Below are 25,363 nucleotides of genomic sequence, written 5' to 3'. Positions count from 1 at the left end.
CCATGCCCGAACCCAGTGCCGAGGAAGCCATCCGCCTCCAGTTTCTCGAGGAAGCTCAGGACTACCTGCAAACCATCGAAGCAGGAATACTGCAATTGTCTCACCAGCCGGCAGTGATGGATAGCGTGCTGCGGGCGGCTCACTCTATCAAAGGGGGCGCAGCCATGATGGGCTTTATGTCCCTCAGTGAACTGGCGCATCGCCTTGAGGATTTCTTCAAGGTTTTGAAAGCGCGCCCCTGCGAAGATGGGGAGGTGCAACATCTGCTGCTTCGGGCAGTGGATCAACTGCAAGTAATGATTACCCTCAATCGCCAAGGGGTTGAACCCAATGAGGGTTGGTGGCGCACCCAAGTGGAGCCGCTTTTGAATGAGTTGCAGGGACGGCTAGGGGATCCCACGGCGGAGGATGATTTGGCGCTGCTCAGCGGCGATGATGGCCAGCAGATGCGGGTCATGCTCTTTGAAACAGAGGTGGAGGCCTGCTTGCAACGACTGGAGACGGTGCTGCAAACCCCCGGACAGCCTTGCCTCAAGGAGGAGCTGGCGATCGCTGCCCAAGAACTGGAAGGCCTGGGGCAAATGCTCGAGCTGCCTCAATTTGCTGAATTCTGTGCCTCCGTCAGTGCCTATCTGCAACAACCCAACTGTGATGTGAGCCAAGCCGCTGCCCACATTATCCAGCAATGGCGCCGCTGCCAAGCCCTCGTGATCACCGGTCAACTGGAGGCTCTGCCCACGCGCTTGGAAACCCCTGAAACCGGTGACGAGGAGCAAACCATTATTGATTTACCGCCGGCAGACCTGAATCAAGAACTAGGGGTCGAGGACTTTGCCGGTGCTGACATTGAATCTTTCTCCTTTCAGGATTTATTGACCTCCGCCCCAGAGGCTGAGCCAACCCCCTTGGCTCCCCAGCCCCAAACCCCAGAACCCAAGGAAATGACCGTGCGGGTGCCGGGGCATCAGTTGGATCAACTCAGTGATCTGATGGGGGAGTTACTCATTGAGTGTAATGGTTTGGATTTGCAACGGGAACGGCTCCACAACCTGCTGGCAGCTCTCAAGGAAAAAGTGCGCGCCCTTGAGCGAGCCAACTTTCGCCTACGCACAGAGTATGACCGTGTCAGTGCCCCCCATCACTTCAATCCCCAAAGTCAGCATGGGTTCGATGTTCTTGAATTCGATCGCTACACCGACGTGCATCTGCTTTCCCAGGAAGTGATGGAAACCATTGTCCAAGTGCAGGAAATCACCAGCGATTTGGAATTGAGCCTAGGGGATACCGAACGCAGCAGCCGCGATCTAAACCGCACTGCCAAGCAACTGCAAGCTTGCTTTACCCAAGTGCGGATGCGCCCCTTTGCGGATTTGGCCAACCGCTATCCTCGACTGATTAGGGAGTTAAGCCGCGAGCATGGCAAAAAGGTCAACTTAGTCATCGAGGGCAGTCATATTCTCATTGACCGTACTGTGTTGAGTGTGCTGGCGGATCCCCTGTTGCACCTTGTCCGCAATGCTTTTGATCATGGGATTGAACCAACCGAAGAACGTCAAGCCCTTGGTAAACCCGCAGTGGGAACCATTACCCTGAAGGCGGCCTATCGCGGCAATCAAACCGTCATCACTGTGGCGGATGATGGTCGAGGTCTCAATCCAGAGAAAATTCGCCAAACGGCACGGCGATTGGGCTTAGCACGGGACTGGTTAGAAACAGCCAGCGATCGCGACCTCTGGCAACTGATTTTTGAGCCGGGCTTCTCAACCGCTTCACAGGTGACTAGTCTCTCTGGGCGTGGCGTGGGAATGGATATTGTGCGCACCAATCTACGGCAAATTCGCGGCAACATTCAAATCCACAGTACCCCCGGTCAAGGGACAGAATTTACGATTGCCATCCCTTATACCCTCTCAATGATACGAGCACTCCTAGTGGAAGCGGCTGGTATGCTCTTGGCCGTGCCCACCGAAGACATTGAAGAAATGGTGTTGGCCGATCGCTACCCCCCCATTGAAACCCTTGGCTCCACTCTAATTGACTGGGAAAGCTATCTCGTTCCTTTAGTTGACCTGACCCAAATTTTTCACTTTCAGCGTCCCTATTGTCCTATGGAAATGGAGGGAGCACCGGCGATTAACCAACCAACGTTGATGATTGTCAGTCAAGGGGACAGTGCCCTCGCCCTGCGAGTTGATCGCTATTGGAGCGAGCAGGAAGTCACCATTCGCCAGGTCGAAGGAGAATTAGCCCTCCCCAAGGGCTTTAGTGGCTGCACAATTTTGGGGAATGGTCGCATTGTCCCTCTATTAGACCCCTTTGCCCTCTTTGATTGGTTAGCACAGGAACCTTCCCGCGCTCCTGCAGCTCCCCCTGTTACCCCCAGCCAAGACACCGTCCTTGTGGTTGACGATTCAGTTAACGTGCGCCGTTTCCTTGCCAATACCCTCGAAAAAGCCGGCTATCGGGTTGAGCAGGCCAAAGATGGTCAAGAGGCCATTGATAAACTGCAAGGGGGGCTACACGTCAACGCCCTTATCTGCGACATTGAAATGCCTCGCCTCGATGGGTTTGGTGTCCTGACTCAAATTCGCCGCATTCCCCAGTGCCAAAACACCCCCGTAATGATGCTGACCTCGCGCACAGGCCAAAAACATCGTCAGCTTGCAGAACGTTTAGGGGCAGCCGCCTACTTTAGCAAACCCTTCCGCGAAAGTGACCTTTTGGCCACCCTTGCTCAGTTGATCCGCCATGCTTAAAAGCCGCCGCCGCCGTCAAAACCAACCCATTGTCTTAGAGCAGTTCCTGACATTTACCGTACGTCAAGAGCAGTTTGCTGTACCCATGGCACAGGCCTATCGGGTGATTCCCTTACCTCCTATTCATGGTGATCCACAGCAGCGGGGGGTTGGCTTGGTGACCTATGAGAATCGCGAAATTTTAGTGATTGATATTGGCCGCTGTCTCTTTGATGATCCTCTCGCCACCTCAGAAACGCAGAAGCTCCAATTTTTGCTGATTCTCCAGCCCCGATTGGAGCAAGAATGGCTTGGCCTGCCCCTCACAGCCCCCCCGGTCATTGAGCGAATTCCACAGGATGCCATTCATCCCATTCCCAGTCACTATCTCCACTGGGGGAGCATTCACAACGTCAGTTCCCTGATGGTCAGGAGTCCAGGGGATCAAGACTTACCCCCTATCTTTATCGTGGATATTGAGCAGGTACTCCACAGCCTAAAAACGCGGTAACCCACCCCCATTCCTTACCTTCCTAAAATCTATTTGGCGGCGAACCGGTCAATATCAAGCCCCGCAGTTTTGCACGCAACTATAAGGAAGCCTATTGCTATCCCCCCATCCACAGTCCATGGCATGCTGCTTGCGTTTGTTGACGAGGAAAACACGGACAGGCATCGGGGCATCCAGCTAGTCCTTGGCAGGCCGGGGACAGACCCACCGCCGATTTCTCAGATTCTGCGTAAACGGCGGCATCACAAGTTCAGCTCCTCTCCCTCTGGCAAATTTTCTAGGCCCAATTACCACACTTTGATAACATCACTTGGGGGTTAACGATTCCGCAGGCGCCTAATTGAAAAGGAAATGATTCTACTCGCCAGAACCTTTGCCGGCGGGGGGTGGTGTTCTTTAAGGGCAGCCATTGAAGGTATTAATGCGCCACCAGTGGATATTTTCGGCCTCAAAGCGACCATCCAGATCTACCCGGATGGAAAAGTCAAACCAAGCGGCGGGCGGGATTTCTATTCCCCACAGGCGATCGCTCCCCAGCACAACGCTGATGAGACACTGTAGAAAGCCGCCATGGCTAACACACCAAACGCAGTCCTCGTCGCTGTGGCGCCGCAGTTGTTTCCAAGCTTGTTTTGCCCGCTGCCAAGCCATGGCCATGGATTCCGCCTCGGGAACTGGAATCAGGTAATCGCTTTCCTCCAGTTCTGCACAGAGGTCGGGATGTTGGGCTTGGGCCTCTGCCCAAGTGAGTCCTGTGAAGATTCCCTGATCAATTTCAATCAACTCCGCTAGCTCTTGAATCTTCAAGTCAGGACAGGGATTCATCAGCGTGGCCGTGTCGCGGCAGCGTTGCAGGGGACTGGTGTAAATGGCATTCGGTGGTGGGAGTTTTTCCCGCAGGGCAAGGGCTTGCTGCCGCCCCCGCTCGGTGAGGGGCACATCTTGCCGTCCCAGCATGACCCCTAAGGCATTCCCAACCGCTTCACCGTGGCGGATCAAAATTAGGCGCATCGTGTGGTTCTCCCCCAGGGCAGCAATTGGCAAGTGCCACCCCTGATCGCTAAAATTATCCTACTGCATGGCTGCGCTCTATCCTCAGCCTCAAATTAATTTATTTTTATTCTTATCTCTTGACTGCGTACCTGTGCCTGTAACACTCTCTGCTCCCCCCATCCGTCCTGCATGGCATGGCCTGATTCACGCCTACGGCGACTTCTTGCCGGTGAGCGATCGCACGCCGGTGGTGACGCTCTATGAGGGGAATACCCCCTTGATTCCGGTGCCCCAAATTGCCGCCCGGATTGGCCGCAATGTCTCCGTCTATGTTAAGTACGATGGCCTCAACCCCACGGGGAGCTTCAAAGATCGCGGTATGACGATGGCCATTTCCAAGGCCAAGGAAGCAGGGGCGGAAGCTGTGATCTGCGCCAGTACCGGCAATACCTCAGCCGCCGCCGCTGCCTATGCTCGCCGAGCGGGATTGCGCGCCTATGTTTTGGTGCCCGAAGGCTATGTTGCCCAAGGTAAATTAGCTCAAGCCCTCCTCTATGGAGCGGAAGTCATTGCCATTGAAGGTAATTTTGATCAGGCTTTGGAGATTGTGCGCCAGATGGCGGCAACCTATCCAGTGACCCTGGTGAACTCCATTAATCCCTACCGCCTAGAGGGACAAAAAACTGCTGCTTTTGAGGTGGTGGATAGCCTGGGCAATGCTCCCGACTGGCTCTGCATCCCCATGGGCAATGCGGGGAATATCACCGCCTACTGGATGGGCTTTTGTCAGTACCGTGAACAAAACCGCTGCGATCGCCTGCCGCGCATGATGGGGTTTCAAGCGGCGGGATCGGCACCTCTTGTCAAGGGGGAAGTGGTTCCGCAGCCAGAAACAATTGCTACTGCTATTCGCATTGGTCATCCGGCCAATTGGCAACGGGCGATCGCCGTCAAAGAAGCCAGCCAAGGGGCTTTTAATGCCGTGACGGATGAGGAGATTCTCCAGGCCTATTATCTGCTTGCCTCTGAGGAAGGCATTTTCTGTGAACCCGCCAGCGCCGCCTCGGTGGCTGGCCTCCTAAAATTGGCCGATCAGGTGCCCAAGGGGGCTACAGTGGTCTGTGTGCTCACCGGGAATGGTCTCAAGGATCCAGAGACCGCCCTCAAACAGGAGAGCGATCGCTTTCACCGCCACATTCCAGCCACGGAGCAAACGGTTGCCAAGGTGATGGGCTTCTAAAACCCCAGCTCAGCCCGCATCAGGTGGCGACTAGCCTTAAAGAGTTGGACGGCCGCGCGATTGGTTGCCAGGGTAGCCACATTGGGAGTAGAACTGACAGGCTCGGCTAAGCGAGCGGGCTGGGCCAGTTGCTGGGCACGGTCAAAGAGTTGGCGAACTGTCGCGTTTTCCTTGCCAAAGTAGGCGATTTCTGCCTGCGTGCGACTGCGTTCCCGCTCAACTTGGAAAGGGGCATCGTAGTAACTGCGCGAGAGCAGCGCCTGACCACTGCGGGCTTCTCCCAGATTGCGGGCTGCTTCATAAACGCGGGCAGCCGCCTTGGCAGTTTCTTTAGCCTTGAAGTAGTTGCCGCCCTTCTCCAGCGATTGAGCCGCAGCCAGAAGGCGATCGCCCAAACTCAAGAGATTGCCATCCGCATTGGGCGTGGCCTTTGCCCGCATGCCCTCATACTGAGCTTTAGACAGATCGCGAACCGCTTTTTCAGCATCTAGCTCCACAGCGACTGAACCTTGAACACGGGGACGGGCAGTAACTGCTGGCGCCGTTGTTAAGGGTAACACCAGTGCAACAAGGGTTGCTGCCAAAAGAGATTGGTGTTGGCGAGGCATAGGGGTATTCTCCTAAATCAGTGGGAAAAGTGATGCGGCTTGAGAATTGAAATCTGTTAAAGAACCGTTGTCTCTATACCGCTTCTGTCCCAAGCATACCCACCAAAAATGACAGAGGAATGACACATCCCCTAGGTCGCCAGCGGCAGCTTAACGGTAAAGATTGAGCCTTGATCCTCTTGACTTTCAACCAAAACGCTGCCGCGGTGGAGTTGGATAATTTGTCGAACAATGGCCAGCCCCAGACCGGCACCACGAATGCCCCGTCGCTGCACCCGCTCATCCCGATAGAAGTAGTCAAAAATATGCGGCAGCGCCGTTGCACTAATCCCGATACCTGTATCCGCCACTACAATCACTGCCTCCTCCCCCCGTTGGCTGACTTGCAGTGTAATGGTTCCACCGGCAGGGGTGTAGCGCTCAGCATTACTGAGCAGATTGAGCACCACTTGCCTAAGCATGTCGCGATCGCCTTTGATGAACAGCGGAACAGAGGGCAGTTGCAGATGAAACCTATGGGTTTGGGCATGGGTTTCTCGCCATTCCTGGGCAATGGCTTGGATGAAGGCTCCTACATCAAGGGGAGTGGTAAAATCGGGGGGTGATACCCCCTCGTGGCGGGCTAAAAACAGCAAATCATTCACCAACTGCCCCATGGACTTTGCTAAGCTGGCCACCTTCTCCAAACGAAGGAGCGCCTGTTCAGGTTGCTGTTGACCCAGTAAAATCCCCACCTGTGCATGGCTTAAAATAGCGGCGATTGGCGCCCGCAATTCATGGGAAGCATTGGCGGTAAATTGTAACAGGCGATTACAGGCGGCTTCCAACTCCTGACGTTGCCGCTCCAGTTCCCGAAATAGTTCGGCAAAGAGGCGAACTGCTAGACCACTGCCAATAAAGCCAACAATAATCGCTAAAATGAGCGCGATCGCATGGATTTGCCGCAGGCTTTCCAACTGTTGCTGGCGATTCACCAAGAGCCGTTCTTCTGCTGTGATAAAGGCATTGATGGCTGCCCGGGTCTGATCCATTACCCGCTTTGACTGCTCAATCTCCTGAATCAGGGGCTGGCGATTCCTGGAGGGAGGGTTCATTTGCGCCGTTAGAAGCTCTGTGCTCCTGTGGACTAGGGCTTTCAAGTGCTGAAAATTAGCTAGCTGTTGCGGGTAGTAACTGAGAATAGTTTCTAGTTCCTCAAGAGTTGAAGGCAACTGGGCAAGGGCTGTGTGATAAGGCTCTAGAAAACTCGCCCGCTGCGTGAGATGATAGCCGCGTATTCCCGTTTCTGCATCAATGAGGGAATTCAGTAGCTCCCGTGCCTCTAACTGTACTCGCTGACTATGGCGCACCGCCTTTTCGTAATCGCTCATGCTCACGCTGAGCCAGACAAATATACCAACGGTGCCCACAAGGCAGACCACTGGCAGCACAATAATGAGAAAGCCCCGCTGTTGGGGGGAAAGTTGAGGCCATCCTTGAAATGTGAATCTCCGCCTGCTGTCCATTAGTGGTTATCCCTGTAACGAAGAGGGTGCCCGTAAGCGATAGCCCGTGCCGTACACGGTTTCGAGCCACTCGGCGCAGCCTAATTCCCCCAAACGCAGGCGCAGGCGGCGAATTTGGGTACTCACAGCATTACTTTCAGGCTGATTGTCCCACTCCCAAAGATGAAGTTCCAATTGCTCACGGCGAATCACTTGGCCGGGATGGCGCAGAAAAAACTCCAAAAACTGATATTCACGAGTGGACAGAGAGATGACTTTTGTCCCCCGTTGGAGAGTCATTGAGCAGAGATCCAAAACCAAATCGTTTAGCCTTAATTGATCCCCCAACCACTGGGGCGATCGCCGACTCAAGGCTCGCACCCGAGCTAGAAGTTCCATGACCTCCACTGGCTTAATTAGGTAGTCATCGGCACCGGCGTCTAATCCCATGACCTTGTCGCCGGTGGTATCCTTGGCGGTCAGCAGTAGAATTGGTGTCCCTTTTCCCGCTTGCCGATAGTTTCGACAAAGTTCTAGGCCACTTATCCCCGGCAGCATCCAGTCCAAAATGACCAGGTCATAGGTTTTTTCCTGTAGCAGCCACCGGGCTGTTTCACCCTCCTGTACCCCATCCACTAGGTGTCCTTGATGGCAGAGAATGGTTTTTAGGGGTTCCAACTGCTCAGGATCATCTTCAACTAAAAGGATACGCATCGAAGGAGAACAGTTAGCTTTGCCGCTGCAAACTACTCCCCTAATTGTAATGTGTGACCCCTGGGGAGCAGCCGCAATACCAGCTTCTCTAACTCTATCCACACAAAGACAAGGGTACTAAAGCCAATACACACGGCCAGCTCAATCTCGGAGAGCAAATAGGTGCCAAAGAACTGCCGCAGGGGTGGAGCATAAATGAGCAATAGTTGTAGGATTGTTGTCAAAATGACCGATCCCCAAACAAAGAGGTTAGAGGTGGGGTTCATTTCGATCGTCAGCCGTGTACTGGAACGAGCGGCAAGGGCATGACCCATTTGGGCCAAACAGAGGGTAGTGAACACCATGGTTGTCCAACGCCTGGGATCGAGTCCCCCTTCTAAATGGTTGGAGGTGTAGCTGTAGGCCCACGCCATCAAGGCAATGCCAACCAGGGCCAAGATCAAACCAATCCGAATCATATAGGAACCCAAGCCACGGCCAAAAATACTTTCGTTGGGTTTAATGGGTGGCCGCTTCATGACATCGGGATCTCCCGGTTCAACGGCTAGGGCAAGGGCAGGCAAGCCATCGGTGACTAAGTTCATCCAGAGAATTTGTAAGGGTGTGAGGGGGACACCTCCTAGACCTACCAGGGGTGAGCAGGCAATTGTAATCACTTCGCCAATATTGGAGCCAAGAATGTATTTGATAAAGCGCCGAATATTGCAGTAGATCACTCGTCCCTCTTCGGTAGCGGCCACAATGGTGGCAAAGTTGTCATCCAAGAGCACCATATCGCTGGCTTCCTTGGTAACATCGGTGCCTGTCATTCCCATTGCGACACCGATATCTGCTTGCTTGAGGGCAGGAGCATCGTTGACCCCATCCCCGGTCATAGCCACAATCTCACCGTTCCGTTGAAGGGATTGCACAATGCGCAGCTTATGTTCCGGCGAGACTCGCGCATAAACACTCACAGTGGGGGTGACGGCATCCAATTCCTCAGCACTGAGTTTTTCGATCTCTCGACCGGTGAGGGCGCGATCGCCCCACTCACAGATGCCCAGTTGACTGGCGATCGCCTGCGCCGTCAGTTGATGATCTCCCGTAATCATGATCGGACGAATCCCTGCTGTGCGACAGGTGGCGACAGCCTCCAATACCTCTGGCCGAGGGGGGTCAAGAATGCCCACTAGCCCCAGCCAAATCAAGTCCTGCTCGCTCCTATCCACACTCTCCGCTGGTGGCAATGCCGACCAGTAACGATAGGCAATCCCTAAAACCCGCAGGCCTTGAGCAGCAAAGCGATCGTTTTCAGCTAAAATTTCTTGGCGCTCCGCCAAGGTCAGGGGTTGAATGTCCCGCCCCACCTGTCGCCATTGACAGCGTTCTAGGGTCAGCTCAGGTGAGCCTTTGGTAATCATCCAGTAGGGTTCCGTGGGGGGAATCTCAGGAATGGATTCACTGCGATAGAACGTACTCATCCGTTTGCGATCGGCATCAAAGGGAAATTCCGCCACTCGCTCAGCCTTTTCCTGCAATGCCTTGAGATCAATTCCCCCCTTGATGGCCAAGGGCAGGAGCGAGCCTTCTGTAGGATCGCCGAGAATTACCCACTCGGCTGCGTGTTGTTTGAGCAGCGCATCATTGCACAGAGCGCCAGCCAAGAGGAGCAGTTGCCGCTCGTAGAGTGCTGAGGCATCGTTGGTATTCGCGTCGTAAAATTCCCCCTTGGGGTCATAGCCATTGCCGCTCACCTTTGCCCGATAACTGGTGGTGGCGATCGCCTGCACTACCATTTTGTTTTGGGTGAGGGTACCCGTTTTATCTGAACAGATAGTCGTCACACTGCCTAGCGTCTCCACTGCCGGTAGACGACGAATCAGGGCATGGCGTTTGACCATCCGCTGCGTTCCCAATGCAAGGGTGACGGTAATTACGGCGGGCAAGCCTTCGGGTACCACTGCCACGGCCATACTGAGGGACACTTCAATCAGTTCCCTGAGGAGGGAAACATCGTAGAGACTACCGCCAACCACCACAATTCCCACCAGCACCAAGGCAAGCCAAACCAAGCGATTGCCCAGTTCGGTCATGCGTTTTTGCAGCGGCGTGGGTTCTTGTTCCACCCCTTGGAGAGCAGCGGCAATTTTCCCTAGCTCAGTGTCCATGCCGATCGCGGTAACGACCGCTATCCCTCGACCTTGGCTGACCTCGGTACCTGCAAACACCAGATTGAGGCGATCGCCCACCTCTGTATCAATGGGCAAAACTTTCTCGGCATTTTTACTGGTGGCTTCTGCTTCCCCCGTGAGGGCGGCTTCGCGAATTTGCAAATTCACCGCCTCAAGGAGGCGACCATCGGCAGCCACTTTGACCCCAGTCTCCAAAAAGAAAATATCCCCGACAACCAGGTCAGGGGAGTCAATTTCCATGACTTTTCCCTCGCGGAGGACGCGCACCTTGGGAGCGGCCATATTTTTCAGGGCTGCGAGTGCTGCTTCGGCACGCGATTCTTGGACGTAGCCCAAAATGGCATTGAGAATTACCACCACTAGAATTGCGGTTGCATCCTTGGGAAAGGGCAGGGTGTTTTCTTCAAGGGATTCGAGAATCTCCAGCGTGCCAGAGATAGCCGCTACCACCAGCAGCATGATCAGCATCACATTGCGAAACTGATCAATGAAAATCTGCCAGCGGGGGCGTTGGCCACTCTCAAGCAGTTCATTGCGGCCATATTCTGCTTGTCGCCGCTGGACTTCTCTCAGGGTTAGCCCCTGCTGGCGATCGCTCCCCAGGCGATGAATGACTTCATCGGCGCTCAGCGCATGCCACACTGCTTGCGGCTCAATGTTGGAGGGAGGATAAGAAGAAGTCATGTTGGCTGAAACAAGGGACTATATTTCATTGTGGCTTTAATCGTGATCCATGTTGCTGCCGCCTTCGGAAAGCACTGCCCCTCCTCTCCGGGACAGGGCATTTTCATTGAGGAGTTTCATTAAGAAAAGTTGATCCTCTAGAAGCTACAAAAAACTCCTCCCTTGGCGATCGCCTAGAGGCAACACGGGTCTTGGCAGCCCCCAAGGGAAAGGCGCGCCGATTCCACAGCAAGGGGAGTGGCCTAGGTCGTGATCAGTGACTCAAAGGGGATGCGTTGGGCGTGCCCCCAAAAGGCCTCAAGGTTGTAGTATTGGCGTTCCTTGGGCAACTGCACATGGACAATCACATCGCCGTAGTCCATCAGCACCCATGAACATTCCGCTTGGCCTTCGATATGTTGGGGTTGGCGTTGACAATGTTCGAGCGCCGCCTCCTCAATCCCTTGGTAAATGGCGCGCACCTGAGTTTTTGAGAGTCCCGTAATGATGACAAAGTAATCGGTTAAGTAGGACACGCCACTCACATCCAAAAGACAGATATCCACTCCCTTGCGATCGTCGGCAGCATAGGCTGCAGTGCATGCTAATTTAAGGCTAGGGTCAGTAATGGCGGCTACCCGCTGCATCTGTTGAATAATCAGGCTGCTGTCTCCCAAACGCACTGCTTATATCCTTTGATTTTACCTATTGGGTTAGGAAGGCGTAGGACAAATTTGTTACAAAACCTTACAAGCATCGCCCCCCACTGGCTGTGGTGTCCCCACAACGGACAATGGCACCCTGCTACTGCCATCCTCCTCGAGCAATTAGCCGGCTATCGGGAGCAACTCCAACAGCGGCAGCCCCCTCTCCTCGTCCTGGCAGAACCCGATCCCCTGTCTTTTCTCGGCGGTTTTCTGGCGGCGCTTTCCACAGGCACGCCCCTCTTACTGGCCAATCCCCAATGGCAGTCCCAAGAGTGGCAGCAGGTGGCAGCAATCCTACCCCAGAATTTTATGGCGGGGGGAACCGTGCCTCCCCTAGACCCTCAAGGCTCTAGAGAACCATTCCCCCAAGGCTGGATTCTGATTCCCACCGGAGGAACTCAAGGGCGATTGCGTTGGGCGATTCACACGGTGGCAACCCTTCAGGCGGCAGTGAGGGGGCTGCAAAGCCATTTACAGCAAGGAGCAATTCACTGTCTAAGTATTTTGCCCTTGTACCATGTCAGTGGCCTGATGCCCGTGGTGCGATCCCTCTGGACAGGGGGAGAACTCTATCTCGCGAGCCATTTACGGGATTTACGGCAAACAGCACCGCCTGCCAATCGTAATCTGTGGCTGTCTTTGGTGCCTCGGCAACTGCAACAGGTGCTCACAGAACCGCTCCCGTGGTTAGGGGAATTAAGGGGGATTTTTATTGGCGGTGGCCCCACTTGGTCTCAATTATTGGAGGAAGCAGCAGCGCAGCAATTGCCCCTATGTCTCAGTTATGGAATGACAGAAACCGCAGGTATGATCTGTGTCCAGCGGCAGGGAGAATTTTTGATGGGCGATCGCTCCTGCGGGCAAGTCTTACCCCATGCCCAGATTGATTTAACCACTGCGGGTGAGATTCAGATTCAGGCGGCCTCCCTTGCCCTTGGCTATTACCCTCACTTGTTTCAGTCAACCATCTTCCCAACCGACGATCGCGCTCAATGGCGGGGTGATCGCCTCTACGTTTTAGGACGCACAAGCCGCAAAATCATCAGTGGTGGCGAGAATATCTACCCCGAAGAGTTGGAGGCCTTACTTCTGAACAGTGGCCTTGTCCAAGACATCTACATTTACGGGGCACCCGACCCCCTTTGGGGTGAACGGGTGATTGCCCTCTATGTGGGAGACCTCTCCCCTGAAGAGCTAAGCACGTGGCTCAAACGGCAGTGCAGTGCTTACAAATGCCCCAAACAGTGGATTCCTGTACCTCAAATTCCCCGCACACCCCAAGGAAAAGTGCCATCATCCTTGATCATGAAGGTGCTTTGAAGTTTTGTTGGTAATGCCCAGAAAGCCCTGAAGAGCTGCAGGATCGCCTACAGTCCCTCTCAATATTTCGAGAGGCGAAAGTGTGAAATCCTGCAAAAAAATTGACATCCTAAGCCCCAAGTAGCTTTGGCTACCCATCAACGTTCCAATGCACGATTGAGCATCGCCGACTGAGTTCTAGTTGCCAATATTTCAACTTATCTAACAGTTTTCTCCCAAAGTACTCCGCTATGTCCCCTAGCTTCAAAATTAAATACGCAATCAATAGCGTGTATATTTGGTTGACTATCCCCTTCAAACTCATTGCCAGTCAAGCTAGTCAGCCAGCGATTTTTAGCAGGGCGCATCCAGAGGTCTGGACCCGACAAGAGATTGCCGATCGCCTCGGTCGCTTTTTCAAGAAACGCCCCTTTGGGATGACGTTGCCTCTCAGTGTAATTGAGGATGCTCTCCAGTTTTTTGGCCGGATGAATGGCGATTTGGAGGCCGGTCTTGGGACACTGCGGACACTGTTGACCTGTGAAGGTCTTTGCCCTGCCGGTGAAACTAAACGCGCCCAAGCCTATTTTCAAGTTTTCTTGGAGTCCCTAGAGACGTTTTTAGATCGCTACTGCTAGCGGGGGAGATCCTCACAGGGGCGATCGCGATAGAGCTGCAAATAGCGATTAAACCTAGCCCAATCAAAGCTACGCGGGTCAATGCGCTCCCCTGAGCGATCGACAGCAGCATGGGTAGTGATGCGTTGCGGATCAATGGCTGTTTGTGCCACCAGCCAAGCCAAGCTCCGGTATTGAGCATCGGTATAGCCCCCGTGTTGGGAACCATGGTGGCGACCTTGGGGCGGTGTTTCCAAAGAGAAATGCAGGGCAAAATTATTCACCGAAGGGGCTAGGCGGGGGTTAGTCTGTACTGCTTCCAGACCAAAAACAGAGTTACCTGCCCCATAGGCACGCTTCGACCAAGGTACTAAGTGCAGCAGCCAGCCCCTGAGGGTAATCAACTCATGGTAGCTGGCCTGATCCTCATCGCGGGGATGGGGCGTTTGAAAGAATTCCAGCGCCGCTTGGGCAGAGGCAGCGGTTTCATGGAGCACAATTAGGGGTGCGTTGCTCACCACCCGACCGCGAATATCTGTACGGAAGCGATCGCCAAAATTAGTGGGATGGGCGGGCACACTATACCAGGGGGGAGCAAGCGAGCACTGTTGATGGACTTGCCGCACTTTGGCAAAGAGGCGATCGTAATCAGCGCCGTCACTGGGTTGGAGCAGCAATGAAGGAGTCTCTGGGAGCGAAGGGGGCGACGGTGATGCCATTGGCGCATCAAACTGCGGATCATCAATGGGCACTGCTTGGCTGAGATCAAGGGGGCGATCGCCATGGGGAATAGAACCGATCATCACCCCCCACAGGGACACCACCACCACAGTAGCGATCGCCAATGAAATGAGAAATCGCAGAGCTGGGGAACGACGCAGCATAGGCAGAACCGAACCAATTTGGCACAATACAATCAAACCCTAAGCCGAAATGTTGGGATCAGCAAGCCGATGATTATTGTTCTAAAAAGTGGTACCCCCACTGAAGAGATTGAACGGGTCAGCACCGAGATGCGCACTTGGGGACTGACCCCCGAAAAAATTGTGGGCAAGCACAAAGTTGTCATTGGCCTAGTTGGCGAAACAGCGGAATTAGACCCTCTGCGGATTCAGGAAATTAGTCCTTGGATTGAGCATGTGCTGCGGGTTGAGCAACCCTTCAAACGGGCGAGCCGCGAGTATCGCCATGGGGAACCCAGTGAAGTGGTCGTGCCTACTCCCAACGGAGATGTCGTTTTCGGCGAGGGGCAGCCAGTGGTGGTTGTGGCAGGACCTTGCTCCGTTGAAAACGAATCCATGATCATTGAAACCGCGCAACGGGTTAAAGCAGCGGGAGCCAAATTCCTGCGCGGTGGCGCCTATAAACCGCGTACTTCCCCCTACGCTTTCCAAGGTCATGGGGAAAGTGCCCTTGATCTGTTGGCGGCAGCAAAAGCAAAAACCGGCTTGGGCATCATTACCGAAGTGATGGATGCAGCAGATTTGGAAAAAATTGCCGAAGTGGCCGATGTGCTGCAAATTGGCGCCCGCAATATGCAAAACTTCTCTCTTCTGAAGCGCGTAGGTGCCCAACCCAAACCTGTGCTTCTAAAACGGGGAATGTCTGCCACCATTGAAGAATGGCTGATGGCTGCAGAGTACATTCTGGCAGCAGGGAATCCCAATGTCATTCTCTGTGAGCGGGGCATCCGTACCTTTGACCGCGAATATACCCGCAATACCTTGGATTTAGGGGCGATTCCTGTACTGCGCAAGCTCACCCATCTGCCCATTATGGTTGACCCCAGTCATGGCACCGGCTGGGCCGAATTTGTGCCCGCAATGGCCAAAGCCGCTGTCGCTGCCGGCGCCGATGCCCTGATGATTGAAGTGCACCCCAATCCCGCGAAGGCGCTCTCCGATGGCGCCCAGTCCCTGACTCCCGATCAGTTTGACGAGCTAATGCAGGCGCTCCAAGGTCCCCTTGTCAGTCTGAGCCGCTAGGCAAAACAGGGAGCAGCCGATGACCGACATGCTGGTCAAGCTCTACGATCTGGCGGTGGACTGGCCCGCCGTGATGGCGCATCAACAGCAGGGAATTCACTATCGCCAGCCTTTGGGATCGGAAGTCGAGGCCATTCTCCAATGGGTGGGCGATCGCTTTAGTGCGGGTTGGCGCAGTGAAGTGGGCGTTGCCTTTAGCCAGCGGCCGTCCAGAGGACTCATTGCCGTAGAAGGAGGCGAATTATTGGGGTTTGCCTGCTATGACGCAGCCGCCCTAGGCCTCTTTGGCCCCATGGCCGTGGCAGAACCCTACCGAGGGCGGGGGATTGGTCGGCTACTGTTGCAGTTAACCTTAGATCAAATGCGTGTTGCAGGTTACGCCTACGCCATTATTGGTTGGGTCTCCTCAGAGGCTTTCTACGCGAAGACCGTTGGCGCAATGCCCATTCCCGATTCCCGTCCCGGACTCTGGCGCACTGCCCTAAAGATTAACTCATCAGGCTCCTGACAACAAGACCAAGGATAAACCCCAAGCCGCCAAAGCGCACAAATTGCCAAAAGTTTTCTTGATCTAAAATCTCCCGCCAGGATTTTCGTGCCGCCTCCCCCAGATGAAACAGCAAGGTTAGACCGAACTCTGCCTCCAGTTGCCGCAGTTCCTGCTGCAGGCGATCGCGCTCTTGGTCTAAGGCTGCTTGATTGCGTTCCTTCAACCGCGCTTGAGTAGCTTTGATCTGTTCATACTCACGGTATAGCTCTGCCATCCGTGCTTGCGTCTCTTCATAGACCTGGCGCACCTCGTCTTGGGGTTCCACGGTCTAGCTCCCATGACTGCGGGGATCGTCACTGCGCTGGCGGGCGAGGGGGCTGGGGAGTTGGGACATTTCCCCCGTCAGTTGACCATAGGGCAAAGGGAGGCCATTGCTGAGGGCTTCCAAGTTTTTGGCCATTACTTCCTTGGGTTGAAGGCCGATCGCCACTGCTTGGGGTTCCAATTGCCGATTCAGAAAAACAAAGTGGGGAATGCCGTCCACATTAAATTGCTCAATTTCAGGGAGCCACTTGGTGTTGTCCACATTCAGCATGACAAAGTTCAGGCGATCGCGATATTGGGCTTTTAATTCCCCCAAATCCTTGGCCATTGAACGACAGGTGCTACACCAGTTGGCATAAAACTCCAAAAGTGTAGGCTTGCCATTGACCTGAGCCTCCTCCCAAGGGGTGGCGTGGCGGGCTTGCTCTTCAAGCGTTAGGAATGAACTGCTACCGCGCAGACCGGTAAATAGGGCAAGAGTAATGAGAATGGCGACAACAGCAATCACAAAGTTGCGTAGCCGTTGACCACTGGCTGCCGTTGCTGCTCCCATAGGGCGTTCCTTGCAAGTTTCAACACGTTGATCCTAACGGATTTTCTGCCCCAGAGATTGTTCACGGCGGAAGGGCTGCCCGCCCCTTCTCATACTAATTCAATCAATTTGAAGATAGCGCCAATAGTAGATATATTAGGATACTTTGCGAGGAAACTCTTAGAGAATTTAGGATATTTGCCAGTAGAATTCAGTCAGCGGTGTCAATTAGAGTATTAGAGCGCTGATCGGCAACTAGACCTCCTTTTGGCTGAGAATGCCGGCTTTTGTTCCAGGCAACACTTCTGTGGGAATGGCTATAACTGGCCAGAAGAATTGTTTGACCGCTACTTGCGCTCTTGTGGCAGACTAAGAGATTGCAACTACAGAGTCCCAGGCATGTTCAAAACAATTTTAGTGGCACTGGATACCAGCGAGTTATCGGCACGGGTGATGGCCGCGGTAACACAGTTAAATCTGGAGCCCGATGCCCAGGTGATTCTTAGCCATGTGATTTCACCGGTGGAGTTGGGGTTTGGGGTCAGTGCCGATCGCCCCTCGTTGCATCCGCAAATGGGCACCTACCGTAGTATTGAGCAGCACTTACAACAGTTTCAAAGCTACCTCCCCTGTGACTCAGAAATTGAAATTGTTACCGGTGACCCCGTCGAGGAAATTTTACGCTTGGCCAATATCTACGGAGCAGACCTAATTGTGCTGGGGAGTCGCGGTCTCACGGGAGTTGAGCGAGTTGTGCAAGGCTCGGTGAGTGGCGCCGTTGTTGCTGATGCTCCCTGCTCAGTGTTTGTGGTTAAACCAGCGGAAACCTGAAGTATGGCAGCACCATTGACGGGTCTTACGGCGGCGGAAGTGGCAGAGCGACAAGCCAGAGGTCGCATTAACCGTCAAGCGAGTGAAAGCAATCGCACCTATGGCGATATCTTGCGGGAAAACCTCTTGACCTTTATCAACGGGGTTTTTGCCTTTATCAGTGTCATTTTGCTTTTTTTGGGCCGTCCGGGGGATGTGGCCGCCATTATTGTGGTTGTGTTTCTCAATGCCATCATTAGTATCCTCCAAGAAATTCGTGCCAAGCGGCAGTTGGATGAAATTAGCCTCCTCACCCGTCCCCGTGTCAAGGTACTGCGCGATCGCCAAGAAGCGATTATTGATCCAGCAGAAGTGGTGGAGGGGGATATTCTCCTCTTAGAGCCGGGGGATCAAATCGTTGCGGATGGCACGGTAATTGGCGATGGGCAGATTCAAGTGGATGAGTCGTTACTGACAGGGGAGTCGGATCTCATTTCCAAGCGAGCGGGCGATCGCCTGTATTCGGGGAGCTTTTGTGTGCGCGGTGCCGCCGCCTATGTGGCCGAGCAGGTGGGGGAAGAAAGTACCGCTCATCAACTGACTGCGGCCGCCAAGACCTACCACCATAAACTGACCCCCCTGCAACGGGAAATTAACCTGATTATCCGCGTCATTCTTGCCCTTGCGGTTTTCCTGTGGCTATTGGTGCTGCTCTCCCTATTGGTGCGACTGACCACTCTACAAATGAGTGTGCAAACGGCGGCAGTGGTGGCGGGTCTGGTGCCGGTGGGATTGTATCTGACCATTACACTCACCTATGCCTTGGGGGCGCTGCGCATCTCCCGCGCCAATGTCCTCGTGCAGCAGGTGAATGCCATTGAGTCCCTCAGTGGTGTGGATATTCTCTGTCTTGACAAAACGGGCACGCTGACGGCTAATGCCCTTGAACTCCATAGCTGGTACCCCCTCACTGATGCAGAAGAAAAGACGAAAGCCGCCTTAGCCATGTTTACTGCCAGTGTCAGTGCTCCGAACCGCACAATTGTTGCCCTCACAGAAAGTTTTGGTGGCAGTCCCCAACCCCTTCGCCTCGAAATTCCTTTTTCTTCTGCCTACAAGTGGAGTGCCGCAGCGTGGAATGACTCAGAAGTGTTCATTTTAGGGGCGCCGGATATCCTTTTCAAAAGTGAAAACCTCTCCCCTGCGGTGGCTGAGTTGCTCCAGCGGGGACGGCAGCAGGGATTTCGGGTGCTTCTCTTTGCCCGCAGTAGCAGTGATCCCACGTGGGATGAGCCTCAGCAGATTCCCCTATTGCCCCCAGACCTCGAGCCTTTAGCAGTGATTTGGGTGGGCGATCGCCTACGACCCCAATGCCGCGATGTTTTGGAACGCTTTCAACAGGCGGGAATTCAAATCAAAATTATCTCCGGTGACCATGCAGAAACCGTAGTGGCCCTCGGTAAACAAGTCGGCCTCGATGCAGAGGCGATCGCCATCTCCGGAGCAGAACTCGCTGCCATGGATGATGCCAGCTTTGATCAGATGGCCGAGAAAGCCACGGTCTTTGGTCGCATTACTCCAGAGCAAAAGGCAAAACTCGTCACTCGACTCCGCGCCCTCGGACATCAAGTGGCCATGATTGGCGATGGCGTGAACGATGTCCTGTCCCTGAAGCAGGCCAACGTGGGAATTGCGATGGAAAGTGGCAGTGCCATTACCCGTAATGTTGCTGACATCGTATTACTTGCGGATTCCTTTGCGGCCTTACCGGCAGCCTTTCGCGAGGGGCAGCGCATCTACAACGGTATTCAGGATGTCACCAAACTCTTTTTGGTGCGGGTCTTTAGCTATAGTTTGCTCTGTCTGGTGACCGTTATGGCGGGGCGGGCCTTTCCGCTGCTGATTAAACACAATAGCCTGCTAACTCTGTGGGGCGTGGGGCTACCCACCCTTGCTGTAGCTTTTTGGGCAGTGCCGAGACCCCGCCCCCATCGGTCGCTGATTCGTTCATTGCTGCACTTTGTAGTGCCGGCTACGCTTAGCCTAGCCCTGTTGGCCATTTTCATATACTTCGGGATTTTAGCTCGGGAACTCACCCCCCTGATGGAATTCCTGCAAGGACGGCTCGATCCGGCGCTCTTGAATGACCGTGAGATGCTCTCGGAATTGGGTCAAAGTGTGGCGATCGCCCGCACTGCCTTAGTAACGACCCTGATGTTGGCCTCCCTCTGTTTAGTCCTCTTTCTCAAACCTCCCCATCCGACATGGGTTGGCGGTGCCCCCCTTGTGGGCAACTGGCGTTATCCTGCGGTGGTGGTAGCCCTACTGGCCACCTTCTTGATAATCAGCTGCTCGCCGACCCTACGGGCAGTGGCGGAGTTGGAACCCCTCTCGGCGTGGCTGTGGGCATTGATTATCTTAATTGTGTTCGTCTGGGTAATCTTGTTACGCACGTTTTGGCGCTATCGGCTTTTGGATCGTTTCCTTGGTGTGGATCTTAGCTAGGAATGGGGGGCGCGATCGCGCTGAATGGAATAGAGATGGGCATACAACCCCCCTTGGGCAAGCAGGGTCTCATGGTCTCCCTGCTCACAAATCCTGCCTTGATCCAACACCACAATTTGATTGGCATCCCGAACCGTACTCAGGCGGTGGGCAATCACAATCATTGTGCGGGTGCCGGTAATTGAGCGCAGGGCAAGTTGAATTTCCCGCTCCGATTCATAATCTAAACTGGAGGTGGCCTCATCAAAGATCAGTACATCGGGATCCGCCAAGAGGGCACGGGCAATCCCTAGCCGCTGTCGCTGTCCGCCGGAAAGCCGCAACCCCCGTTCCCCCACGATCGTGCGATAGCCCAAGGGCAACTGATGCACAAATTCATCCACCCGGGCAATCGCGCAGGCCTCATAGACGGCATCCGCACTCACGTTGGGATTGGCGTAGGTCAAGTTATCCCACAGCGTTCCATTAAAGACATCCACCTCCTGGTGAACAATGGCTAGACGACGACGATAGGCACGCACATCAAGGGTTTGAATATCTTGGCCATCAATGAGGATTTGTCCTTGATCCGGCTGGAAATAGCGAAAGAGAAGCTTGATTAGCGTGGATTTTCCCGAACCCGAACGCCCCACTAAGGCCACCGTTTGGCAGGGTTCAATGAGCAAATGAATATCCCGCAGAATGGGGCGCCCCGGCGTGTAGCTAAACCAAACATGCTGAAAATCCACCTTGCCCGAAAACTTCAGGGTGGGAATCTCTTCTTGCTCTAAGTCAATGGCATCGCGCCCCGGCGGTAGTTCCATAAATTCATGGAAGCGCAAAATGGAGGCATAGCGCCGTGCAAAGACCTCAGACACCTGCGAGAGGGGCGTAATTTCGGCGTAGGCCATGCTGGCGAGGGTGTAAATCGTAATAAAGTGACCAATGGACACCCGTCCGCCAATTGTGGCAGCCAGTGAGAAGCCCAACAATGTGAATAGACAGAATTGCACCAAACCTGCTTGCCAAGTAATTAAATACATGTAGCCGCGATGAATCCGATCAATCACCATCTTGAACTCGCGATCAAGACGCCGGGTTTGACGAGCCAACTCGCGGGCTTCGGTGGCAAAGGCCTTGACGGTTTTGATGTTGGTAATGATCTCCGAGGTACGGCTCTCGGTGCTCTCAATATGGCTGTCAAGAATCTCTTCTTTTTGAATGAGGCGCCGCAGCGTGCGCAGGGTTAAGACAAAAATTAGGGTAAAGGAAGTCATTAACCCCAAGGCTATTGGCCAGTCCAGCCACCACAGAATGACACCAATGCCAAGGACGCGCACCGTTTTGGGAATGAGTTGACCGGCAATTTCCGGGTAGCTCCACGTGTGGTTGGAAATTCCCTTATTGACGCGGTTGGCAATGCGGCCGGGGTTGTTTTCTTCAAAAAACTCTAGGGGCAGGGTAAGAATTTTCTCCACAGCTTTGCGGGTGTGATCGCGGCGGGCAGCAAGGGCAATCCACCAGTGAAACCAAACACCTAACCACGGTTGAATCGGAGCGCGAACAACAGTTGCCAGAAAAACAATACTGCCAAGAACGGTGAGATTGACTGCAAAGGAATTCTGCCAGCCGGTCCAAGCTTGGAGCGTGCCGGCGATCGCCACCACTGGCGGGTCAAGGGGCTGTTGCGAAAGTAAGTTAAGGATTTGGCCAATCGCATAGGGTACGAGCAAATCCACTAGCTCACAGAGACTAGCGGCGGTAATACTGGCGATCGCCATCCCCCGGTAGGCGCGATAGTAACCCAAAATGGAGCGAAAGGTGGCCATAGAACCAGGATAAGCACTGCTCCCATTTTAAGAAATCCTAAAGTTTTGTGCCGTCACCCTTGGGCTGAGAACGGCTTTAGACCTTAAGAGAAACCGGTGTACGATTTAGACGGATTTCGTAGGGGGCATCGGCAATTAGCGATCGTCCCGTCATCTCAGGGGGTTGAGGCAGCTCCAAAATTTCCAGAATGGTCGGCGCAATATCCGCAAGGCAGCCGTCCTGCCGCAGGGTGACATCCGCACCATGGCCGGGGATTTTACGTTTCTCCCCTTCCACCAAGATGAAGGGAACAGGGTTGGTGGTGTGAGCCGTCCAAGGGTTGCCGTCCTCGTCAATCATGTACTCAGCGTTGCCATGATCGGCGGTGATCAGCAGTGTGCCCCCCACTTTTGTTGCTGCTTCTACGAGCACTCCCACGCAGCGATCCACCGTTTCAATGGCTTGGACGGTGGCCTCCAATTGCCCTGTGTGTCCCACCATATCGGGATTGGCAAAGTTGACCACAATGAGGGCATATTCCTGCTTTTCAATGGCTTCCCTAACCGCTTCTGTGACAGCGAGGGCAGACATGGCCGGCGCTTGATCGTAGGTGGCCACCATCGGACTGGGGATGAGAATGCGATCCTCTCCGGGGAAGGGTTCCTCGAGGCCGCCATTAAAAAAGTAGGTGACGTGGGCATATTTTTCCGTTTCCGCTGCCCGCAGTTGCTTCAGGCCATGCTCGGCAATCACCTCCCCTAAGATATGATTGAGGTTTTGCGGGGGGAAGGCCACCCCACAGTTAAAGTTAGTATCGTACTGTGTCAAGGTCACATATTCCAGTGGTGTAATCAGCCTGCGTTCAAAGCCGCTAAAGTCAGGGTCAATAAAGGCTTGGGTGAGTTGGCGGGCGCGATCGGGACGGAAATTAAAGAACACCACACCGTCTCCCGGTTCAACTGCACCCTCCGCAATGCGGGTGGGCACAATAAATTCATCGCCAATATCCTGCGCATAGGACTTACTGGCCACCTCCGCCGCCCGCAGGGGTTGAATATTCTCATTGCTCGTCATGACGCGGTAGGCCGCCTCGGTGCGATCCCAACGGCGATCGCGATCCATGGCATAGTAACGACCACTCACTGTAACAATTTGTCCACACCCTACTGTCTTCAGGCGTTGCTCCAATTCCTCAAGAACGCCCGCTGCATCGCGGGGGGGTGTATCACGACCATCGGTAATGGCATGGATACAGGCGGGTAACTCCTGGCGCCTTGCCAGTTCCACCAACCCGTAGAGGTGCTCAATGTGGGAATGTACGCCGCCGGCGGAACACAGGCCGATAAAGTGAAGCTTGCCATTGCGTTCCTTCACGGTTTGGCACAGATGCACCAGCACAGGATTGGTAAAGAAGCTGCCATCCTCAATAGCATCGGAAATGCGCACCAACTCCTGGGGAACAATGCGTCCGGCACCAATATTTAAGTGTCCCACCTCCGAGTTACCCATTTGTCCCTTGGGGAGTCCCACTGCCTTTCCAGAGGTGTAAATCAACGTGTGGGGATAGACCTGCCACAAACTGTCCATGACAGGAGTATTGGCGCTGGCGATCGCATTGCCATAGGTTTCTTCGCGATAGCCCCAACCATCCAAAATGATTAAAACAACGGGCGCAACAGGAGACGATGCCATGTGAATGCCCTACCTTAACTTTTCCGGGAAATGAGGTAAATTTTATAACCTCGCAAATGATACCATTCTCGACCGCGAGAGACAAATCGGGTTACTGCCGCTACAGTCCACAAACTCAATCAATTCTGAATCAATAGAAGATCTATCCTAGCGGATTAGAGATGGCCAAATGTTGAAAACTGTTACAGATGCGGCTTTTCAGGATTAAATCCTTGAAGACAAAAAATTGCCATGATAGTATCCAAACTGTTGTCTGTTAGCCAAAATTGGGAGTTATCCGTTGTCACTTCGGGTCGCAGTAGTTGGTGGTGGTCCAGCGGGTTCCTCGGCCGCTGAAACCTTAGCTAAAGCCGGAATCCAGACTTATCTCTTTGAACGTAAATTAGACAATGCCAAGCCCTGTGGCGGTGCGATCCCCCTGTGCATGGTCAGTGAATTTGACTTGCCACCGGAAATTATTGACCGCCGCGTGCGCAAAATGAAAATGATTTCTCCCTCCAATATCGAGGTGAACATTGGCCATACCCTTAAGGAGCACGAGTATATCGGGATGTGCCGCCGCGAAGTCCTCGATAGCTATATGCGCAATCGAGCAGCGGATTTGGGTGCCCACTTGATCAATGGCACCGTCTTTAAGCTGGAACAACCCGCCACCGGCGATCAGCCCTACACCCTCCACTATGTCCAAGAGGATGGTACTGCCCATAGCCTTGAGGTGGATGTCGTGATTGGAGCCGATGGGGCAAATTCCCGCATTGCCAAGGAAATTGATGCTGGGGATTACAACTATGCCATTGCCTATCAGGAGCGCATCCGCCTACCTGAGGACAAAATGGCCTACTACCAAGAGCTGGCGGAAATGTACGTGGGGAATGACGTATCTCCTGACTTCTATGCATGGGTCTTCCCGAAATATGACCATGTGGCCGTGGGCACCGGCACCATGAAAGTTAACAAGGACCGCATTCGAGAACTGCAAGCGGGAATTCGCGCCCGCGCTGCTGCCAAACTGGCAGGGGGACAAATTATTAAGGTGGAAGCCCACCCCATTCCTGAGCATCCTCGGCCACGGCGGGTGGTCGGTCGCGTGGCTCTCGTGGGAGATGCAGCGGGTACGGTCACCAAGTCCTCTGGGGAAGGCATCTACTTTGCCGCTAAGTCAGCGCGCATGTGCGCTGAAACTATTGTGGAAACCAGCAACGGTGGGCGGCGAATCCCTACAGAAGCTGACTTAAAGCAATATCTAAAACGCTGGGATAAAGCCTACGGCATGACTTATCTGGTTTTAGACCTGCTGCAACGAGTCTTCTATCGCTCCGATGCTACCCGTGAGGCCTTTGTGGAGATGTGTAGCGACATTGATGTCCAAAAGCTTACTTTTGATAGCTACCTCTACAAAACAGTTGTTCCTGCTAACCCACTGGTGCAGTTGAAGATTACGGCCAAAACAATCGGCAGTCTAATGCGGGGTAATGCCCTCGCTCCCTAGGTG

Annotated in this window: 21 protein-coding genes; 10 read left to right on the top strand and 11 right to left on the bottom strand. The window is 54.0% G+C overall.

The annotated features are described in order from the left end of the window. Positions 1-2 precede the first annotated feature (2 nt). Complete coding sequence (locus Q0683_RS03235) at positions 3-2,756, top strand: hybrid sensor histidine kinase/response regulator (protein WP_298976257.1); 2,754 nt, start codon at positions 3-5, stop codon at positions 2,754-2,756. Then, complete coding sequence (locus tag Q0683_RS03230) at positions 2,749-3,246, top strand: chemotaxis protein CheW (protein WP_298976255.1); 498 nt, start codon at positions 2,749-2,751, stop codon at positions 3,244-3,246. The genes Q0683_RS03235 and Q0683_RS03230 overlap by 8 nt, the downstream gene beginning before the upstream one ends. Before the next feature lie 396 nt (positions 3,247-3,642). Here Q0683_RS03230 and Q0683_RS03225 read toward each other — a convergent pair whose 3' ends face one another. Beyond that, on the bottom strand, positions 3,643-4,257 hold the full coding sequence (locus Q0683_RS03225) for a histidine phosphatase family protein (protein WP_298976253.1): 615 nt from the start codon (positions 4,255-4,257) through the stop codon (positions 3,643-3,645). Positions 4,258-4,390: 133 nt separating this feature from the next. Here Q0683_RS03225 and thrC point away from each other — a divergent pair, with 133 nt between their 5' ends. Beyond that, positions 4,391-5,479, top strand: coding sequence for a threonine synthase (gene thrC / locus Q0683_RS03220; RefSeq protein WP_298613444.1), 1,089 nt, complete (start codon positions 4,391-4,393; stop codon positions 5,477-5,479). Here the strand turns inward: thrC and Q0683_RS03215 are convergent. From Q0683_RS03215 to rsfS, 5 genes are all read right to left on the bottom strand, one after another. Next, positions 5,476-6,087 (bottom strand): hypothetical protein, encoded by a 612-nt coding sequence (locus tag Q0683_RS03215; protein ID WP_298613447.1) that lies wholly within the window; start codon positions 6,085-6,087, stop codon positions 5,476-5,478. The genes thrC and Q0683_RS03215 overlap by 4 nt on opposite strands. A gap of 131 nt (positions 6,088-6,218) precedes the next feature. After that, positions 6,219-7,592 carry a cell wall metabolism sensor histidine kinase WalK gene (locus Q0683_RS03210; RefSeq protein WP_298613450.1) on the bottom strand — a complete coding sequence of 458 codons (1,374 nt, stop codon included), beginning with the start codon at positions 7,590-7,592 and terminating at the stop codon, positions 6,219-6,221. A 6-nt stretch (positions 7,593-7,598) separates the two neighbouring features. Further along, a complete protein-coding gene (gene rppA, locus Q0683_RS03205) occupies positions 7,599-8,285 on the bottom strand; it encodes a two-component system response regulator RppA (protein WP_298613453.1) in 687 nt (228 codons plus the stop codon). Positions 8,286-8,317: 32 nt separating this feature from the next. Next, complete coding sequence (locus Q0683_RS03200) at positions 8,318-11,143, bottom strand: cation-translocating P-type ATPase (RefSeq protein ID WP_298613457.1); 2,826 nt, start codon at positions 11,141-11,143, stop codon at positions 8,318-8,320. A gap of 242 nt (positions 11,144-11,385) precedes the next feature. After that, complete coding sequence (rsfS, locus tag Q0683_RS03195) at positions 11,386-11,805, bottom strand: ribosome silencing factor (RefSeq protein WP_298613461.1); 420 nt, start codon at positions 11,803-11,805, stop codon at positions 11,386-11,388. 51 nt (positions 11,806-11,856) lie between these two features. Here rsfS and Q0683_RS03190 point away from each other — a divergent pair, with 51 nt between their 5' ends. Together Q0683_RS03190 and Q0683_RS03185 are read left to right on the top strand one after the other, a co-directional pair. Beyond that, positions 11,857-13,149 (top strand): AMP-binding protein, encoded by a 1,293-nt coding sequence (locus Q0683_RS03190; protein ID WP_298613464.1) that lies wholly within the window; start codon positions 11,857-11,859, stop codon positions 13,147-13,149. A 269-nt stretch (positions 13,150-13,418) separates the two neighbouring features. Next, a complete protein-coding gene (locus Q0683_RS03185) occupies positions 13,419-13,766 on the top strand; it encodes a hypothetical protein (RefSeq protein ID WP_298976248.1) in 348 nt (115 codons plus the stop codon). Here Q0683_RS03185 and Q0683_RS03180 read toward each other — a convergent pair. Further along, positions 13,763-14,629: an N-acetylmuramoyl-L-alanine amidase gene (locus Q0683_RS03180; protein WP_298613471.1), complete on the bottom strand. Its 867-nt coding sequence runs from the start codon at positions 14,627-14,629 to the stop codon at positions 13,763-13,765. The two genes, Q0683_RS03185 and Q0683_RS03180, sit on opposite strands and share 4 nt — an antisense overlap. A gap of 69 nt (positions 14,630-14,698) precedes the next feature. On the opposite strand from Q0683_RS03180, the gene aroF reads away from it, so the two are divergent. Then, the gene (gene aroF, locus Q0683_RS03175) at positions 14,699-15,730 is read left to right on the top strand and encodes a 3-deoxy-7-phosphoheptulonate synthase (RefSeq protein ID WP_298613474.1); all 1,032 of its coding nucleotides are present in this window, start codon (positions 14,699-14,701) and stop codon (positions 15,728-15,730) included. 19 nt (positions 15,731-15,749) lie between these two features. Continuing rightward, positions 15,750-16,238, top strand: coding sequence for a GNAT family N-acetyltransferase (locus tag Q0683_RS03170; RefSeq protein WP_298613477.1), 489 nt, complete (start codon positions 15,750-15,752; stop codon positions 16,236-16,238). Here Q0683_RS03170 and Q0683_RS03165 read toward each other — a convergent pair. Then, entirely contained in the window at positions 16,219-16,545 is a 327-nt protein-coding gene (locus Q0683_RS03165) for a hypothetical protein (RefSeq protein WP_298613480.1), read from the bottom strand. The two genes, Q0683_RS03170 and Q0683_RS03165, sit on opposite strands and share 20 nt — an antisense overlap. A gap of 3 nt (positions 16,546-16,548) precedes the next feature. Beyond that, complete coding sequence (locus Q0683_RS03160; RefSeq protein ID WP_298613485.1) at positions 16,549-17,097, bottom strand: thioredoxin family protein; 549 nt, start codon at positions 17,095-17,097, stop codon at positions 16,549-16,551. 378 nt (positions 17,098-17,475) lie between these two features. On the opposite strand from Q0683_RS03160, the gene Q0683_RS03155 reads away from it, so the two are divergent. Both Q0683_RS03155 and Q0683_RS03150 read left to right on the top strand, forming a co-directional pair. Further along, positions 17,476-17,907, top strand: a complete 432-nt coding sequence (locus Q0683_RS03155; RefSeq protein WP_298613488.1) for a universal stress protein — start codon at positions 17,476-17,478, stop codon at positions 17,905-17,907. Between the two features lie 3 nt (positions 17,908-17,910). Next, positions 17,911-20,391, top strand: a complete 2,481-nt coding sequence (locus tag Q0683_RS03150; RefSeq protein WP_298976244.1) for an HAD-IC family P-type ATPase — start codon at positions 17,911-17,913, stop codon at positions 20,389-20,391. Here Q0683_RS03150 and Q0683_RS03145 read toward each other — a convergent pair. After that, on the bottom strand, positions 20,388-22,199 hold the full coding sequence (locus Q0683_RS03145; RefSeq protein ID WP_298613493.1) for an ABC transporter ATP-binding protein: 1,812 nt from the start codon (positions 22,197-22,199) through the stop codon (positions 20,388-20,390). The two genes, Q0683_RS03150 and Q0683_RS03145, sit on opposite strands and share 4 nt — an antisense overlap. A 76-nt stretch (positions 22,200-22,275) precedes the next feature. Then, a complete protein-coding gene (gene gpmI / locus Q0683_RS03140; RefSeq protein WP_298976242.1) occupies positions 22,276-23,871 on the bottom strand; it encodes a 2,3-bisphosphoglycerate-independent phosphoglycerate mutase in 1,596 nt (531 codons plus the stop codon). A 280-nt stretch (positions 23,872-24,151) separates the two neighbouring features. Between gpmI and chlP the strand changes: the two genes are divergently transcribed. Continuing rightward, positions 24,152-25,360: a geranylgeranyl reductase gene (chlP, locus tag Q0683_RS03135; protein WP_298613499.1), complete on the top strand. Its 1,209-nt coding sequence runs from the start codon at positions 24,152-24,154 to the stop codon at positions 25,358-25,360. Positions 25,361-25,363 lie beyond the last annotated feature (3 nt).

It is taken from the genome of uncultured Thermosynechococcus sp. (genome assembly GCF_938074695.1).
In the GTDB taxonomy this organism is placed as follows: domain Bacteria; phylum Cyanobacteriota; class Cyanobacteriia; order Thermosynechococcales; family Thermosynechococcaceae; genus Thermosynechococcus.
Note: the sequence above shows the minus strand (reverse complement) of the source record. Positions and strands in the feature narration are given on the sequence as shown.

Bases quoted from the DNA above. Each gene is read 5' to 3' on its own strand.
- gpmI (WP_298976242.1), bottom strand. From the start codon at position 23,871: ATGGCATCGTCTCCTGTTGCGCCCGTTGTTTTAATCATTTTGGATGGT.
- Q0683_RS03170 (WP_298613477.1), top strand. From the start codon at position 15,750: ATGACCGACATGCTGGTCAAGCTCTACGATCTGGCGGTGGACTGGCCC.
- Q0683_RS03145 (WP_298613493.1), bottom strand. From the start codon at position 22,199: ATGGCCACCTTTCGCTCCATTTTGGGTTACTATCGCGCCTACCGGGGG.
- Q0683_RS03215 (WP_298613447.1), bottom strand. From the start codon at position 6,087: ATGCCTCGCCAACACCAATCTCTTTTGGCAGCAACCCTTGTTGCACTG.
- Q0683_RS03200 (WP_298613457.1), bottom strand. From the start codon at position 11,143: ATGACTTCTTCTTATCCTCCCTCCAACATTGAGCCGCAAGCAGTGTGG.
- Q0683_RS03180 (WP_298613471.1), bottom strand. From the start codon at position 14,629: ATGCTGCGTCGTTCCCCAGCTCTGCGATTTCTCATTTCATTGGCGATC.
- Q0683_RS03150 (WP_298976244.1), top strand. From the start codon at position 17,911: ATGGCAGCACCATTGACGGGTCTTACGGCGGCGGAAGTGGCAGAGCGA.
- Q0683_RS03210 (WP_298613450.1), bottom strand. From the start codon at position 7,592: ATGGACAGCAGGCGGAGATTCACATTTCAAGGATGGCCTCAACTTTCC.
- Q0683_RS03235 (WP_298976257.1), top strand. From the start codon at position 3: ATGCCCGAACCCAGTGCCGAGGAAGCCATCCGCCTCCAGTTTCTCGAG.
- rppA (WP_298613453.1), bottom strand. From the start codon at position 8,285: ATGCGTATCCTTTTAGTTGAAGATGATCCTGAGCAGTTGGAACCCCTA.
- aroF (WP_298613474.1), top strand. From the start codon at position 14,699: ATGATTATTGTTCTAAAAAGTGGTACCCCCACTGAAGAGATTGAACGG.
- Q0683_RS03160 (WP_298613485.1), bottom strand. From the start codon at position 17,097: ATGGGAGCAGCAACGGCAGCCAGTGGTCAACGGCTACGCAACTTTGTG.
- Q0683_RS03225 (WP_298976253.1), bottom strand. From the start codon at position 4,257: ATGCGCCTAATTTTGATCCGCCACGGTGAAGCGGTTGGGAATGCCTTA.
- Q0683_RS03155 (WP_298613488.1), top strand. From the start codon at position 17,476: ATGTTCAAAACAATTTTAGTGGCACTGGATACCAGCGAGTTATCGGCA.
- Q0683_RS03230 (WP_298976255.1), top strand. From the start codon at position 2,749: ATGCTTAAAAGCCGCCGCCGCCGTCAAAACCAACCCATTGTCTTAGAG.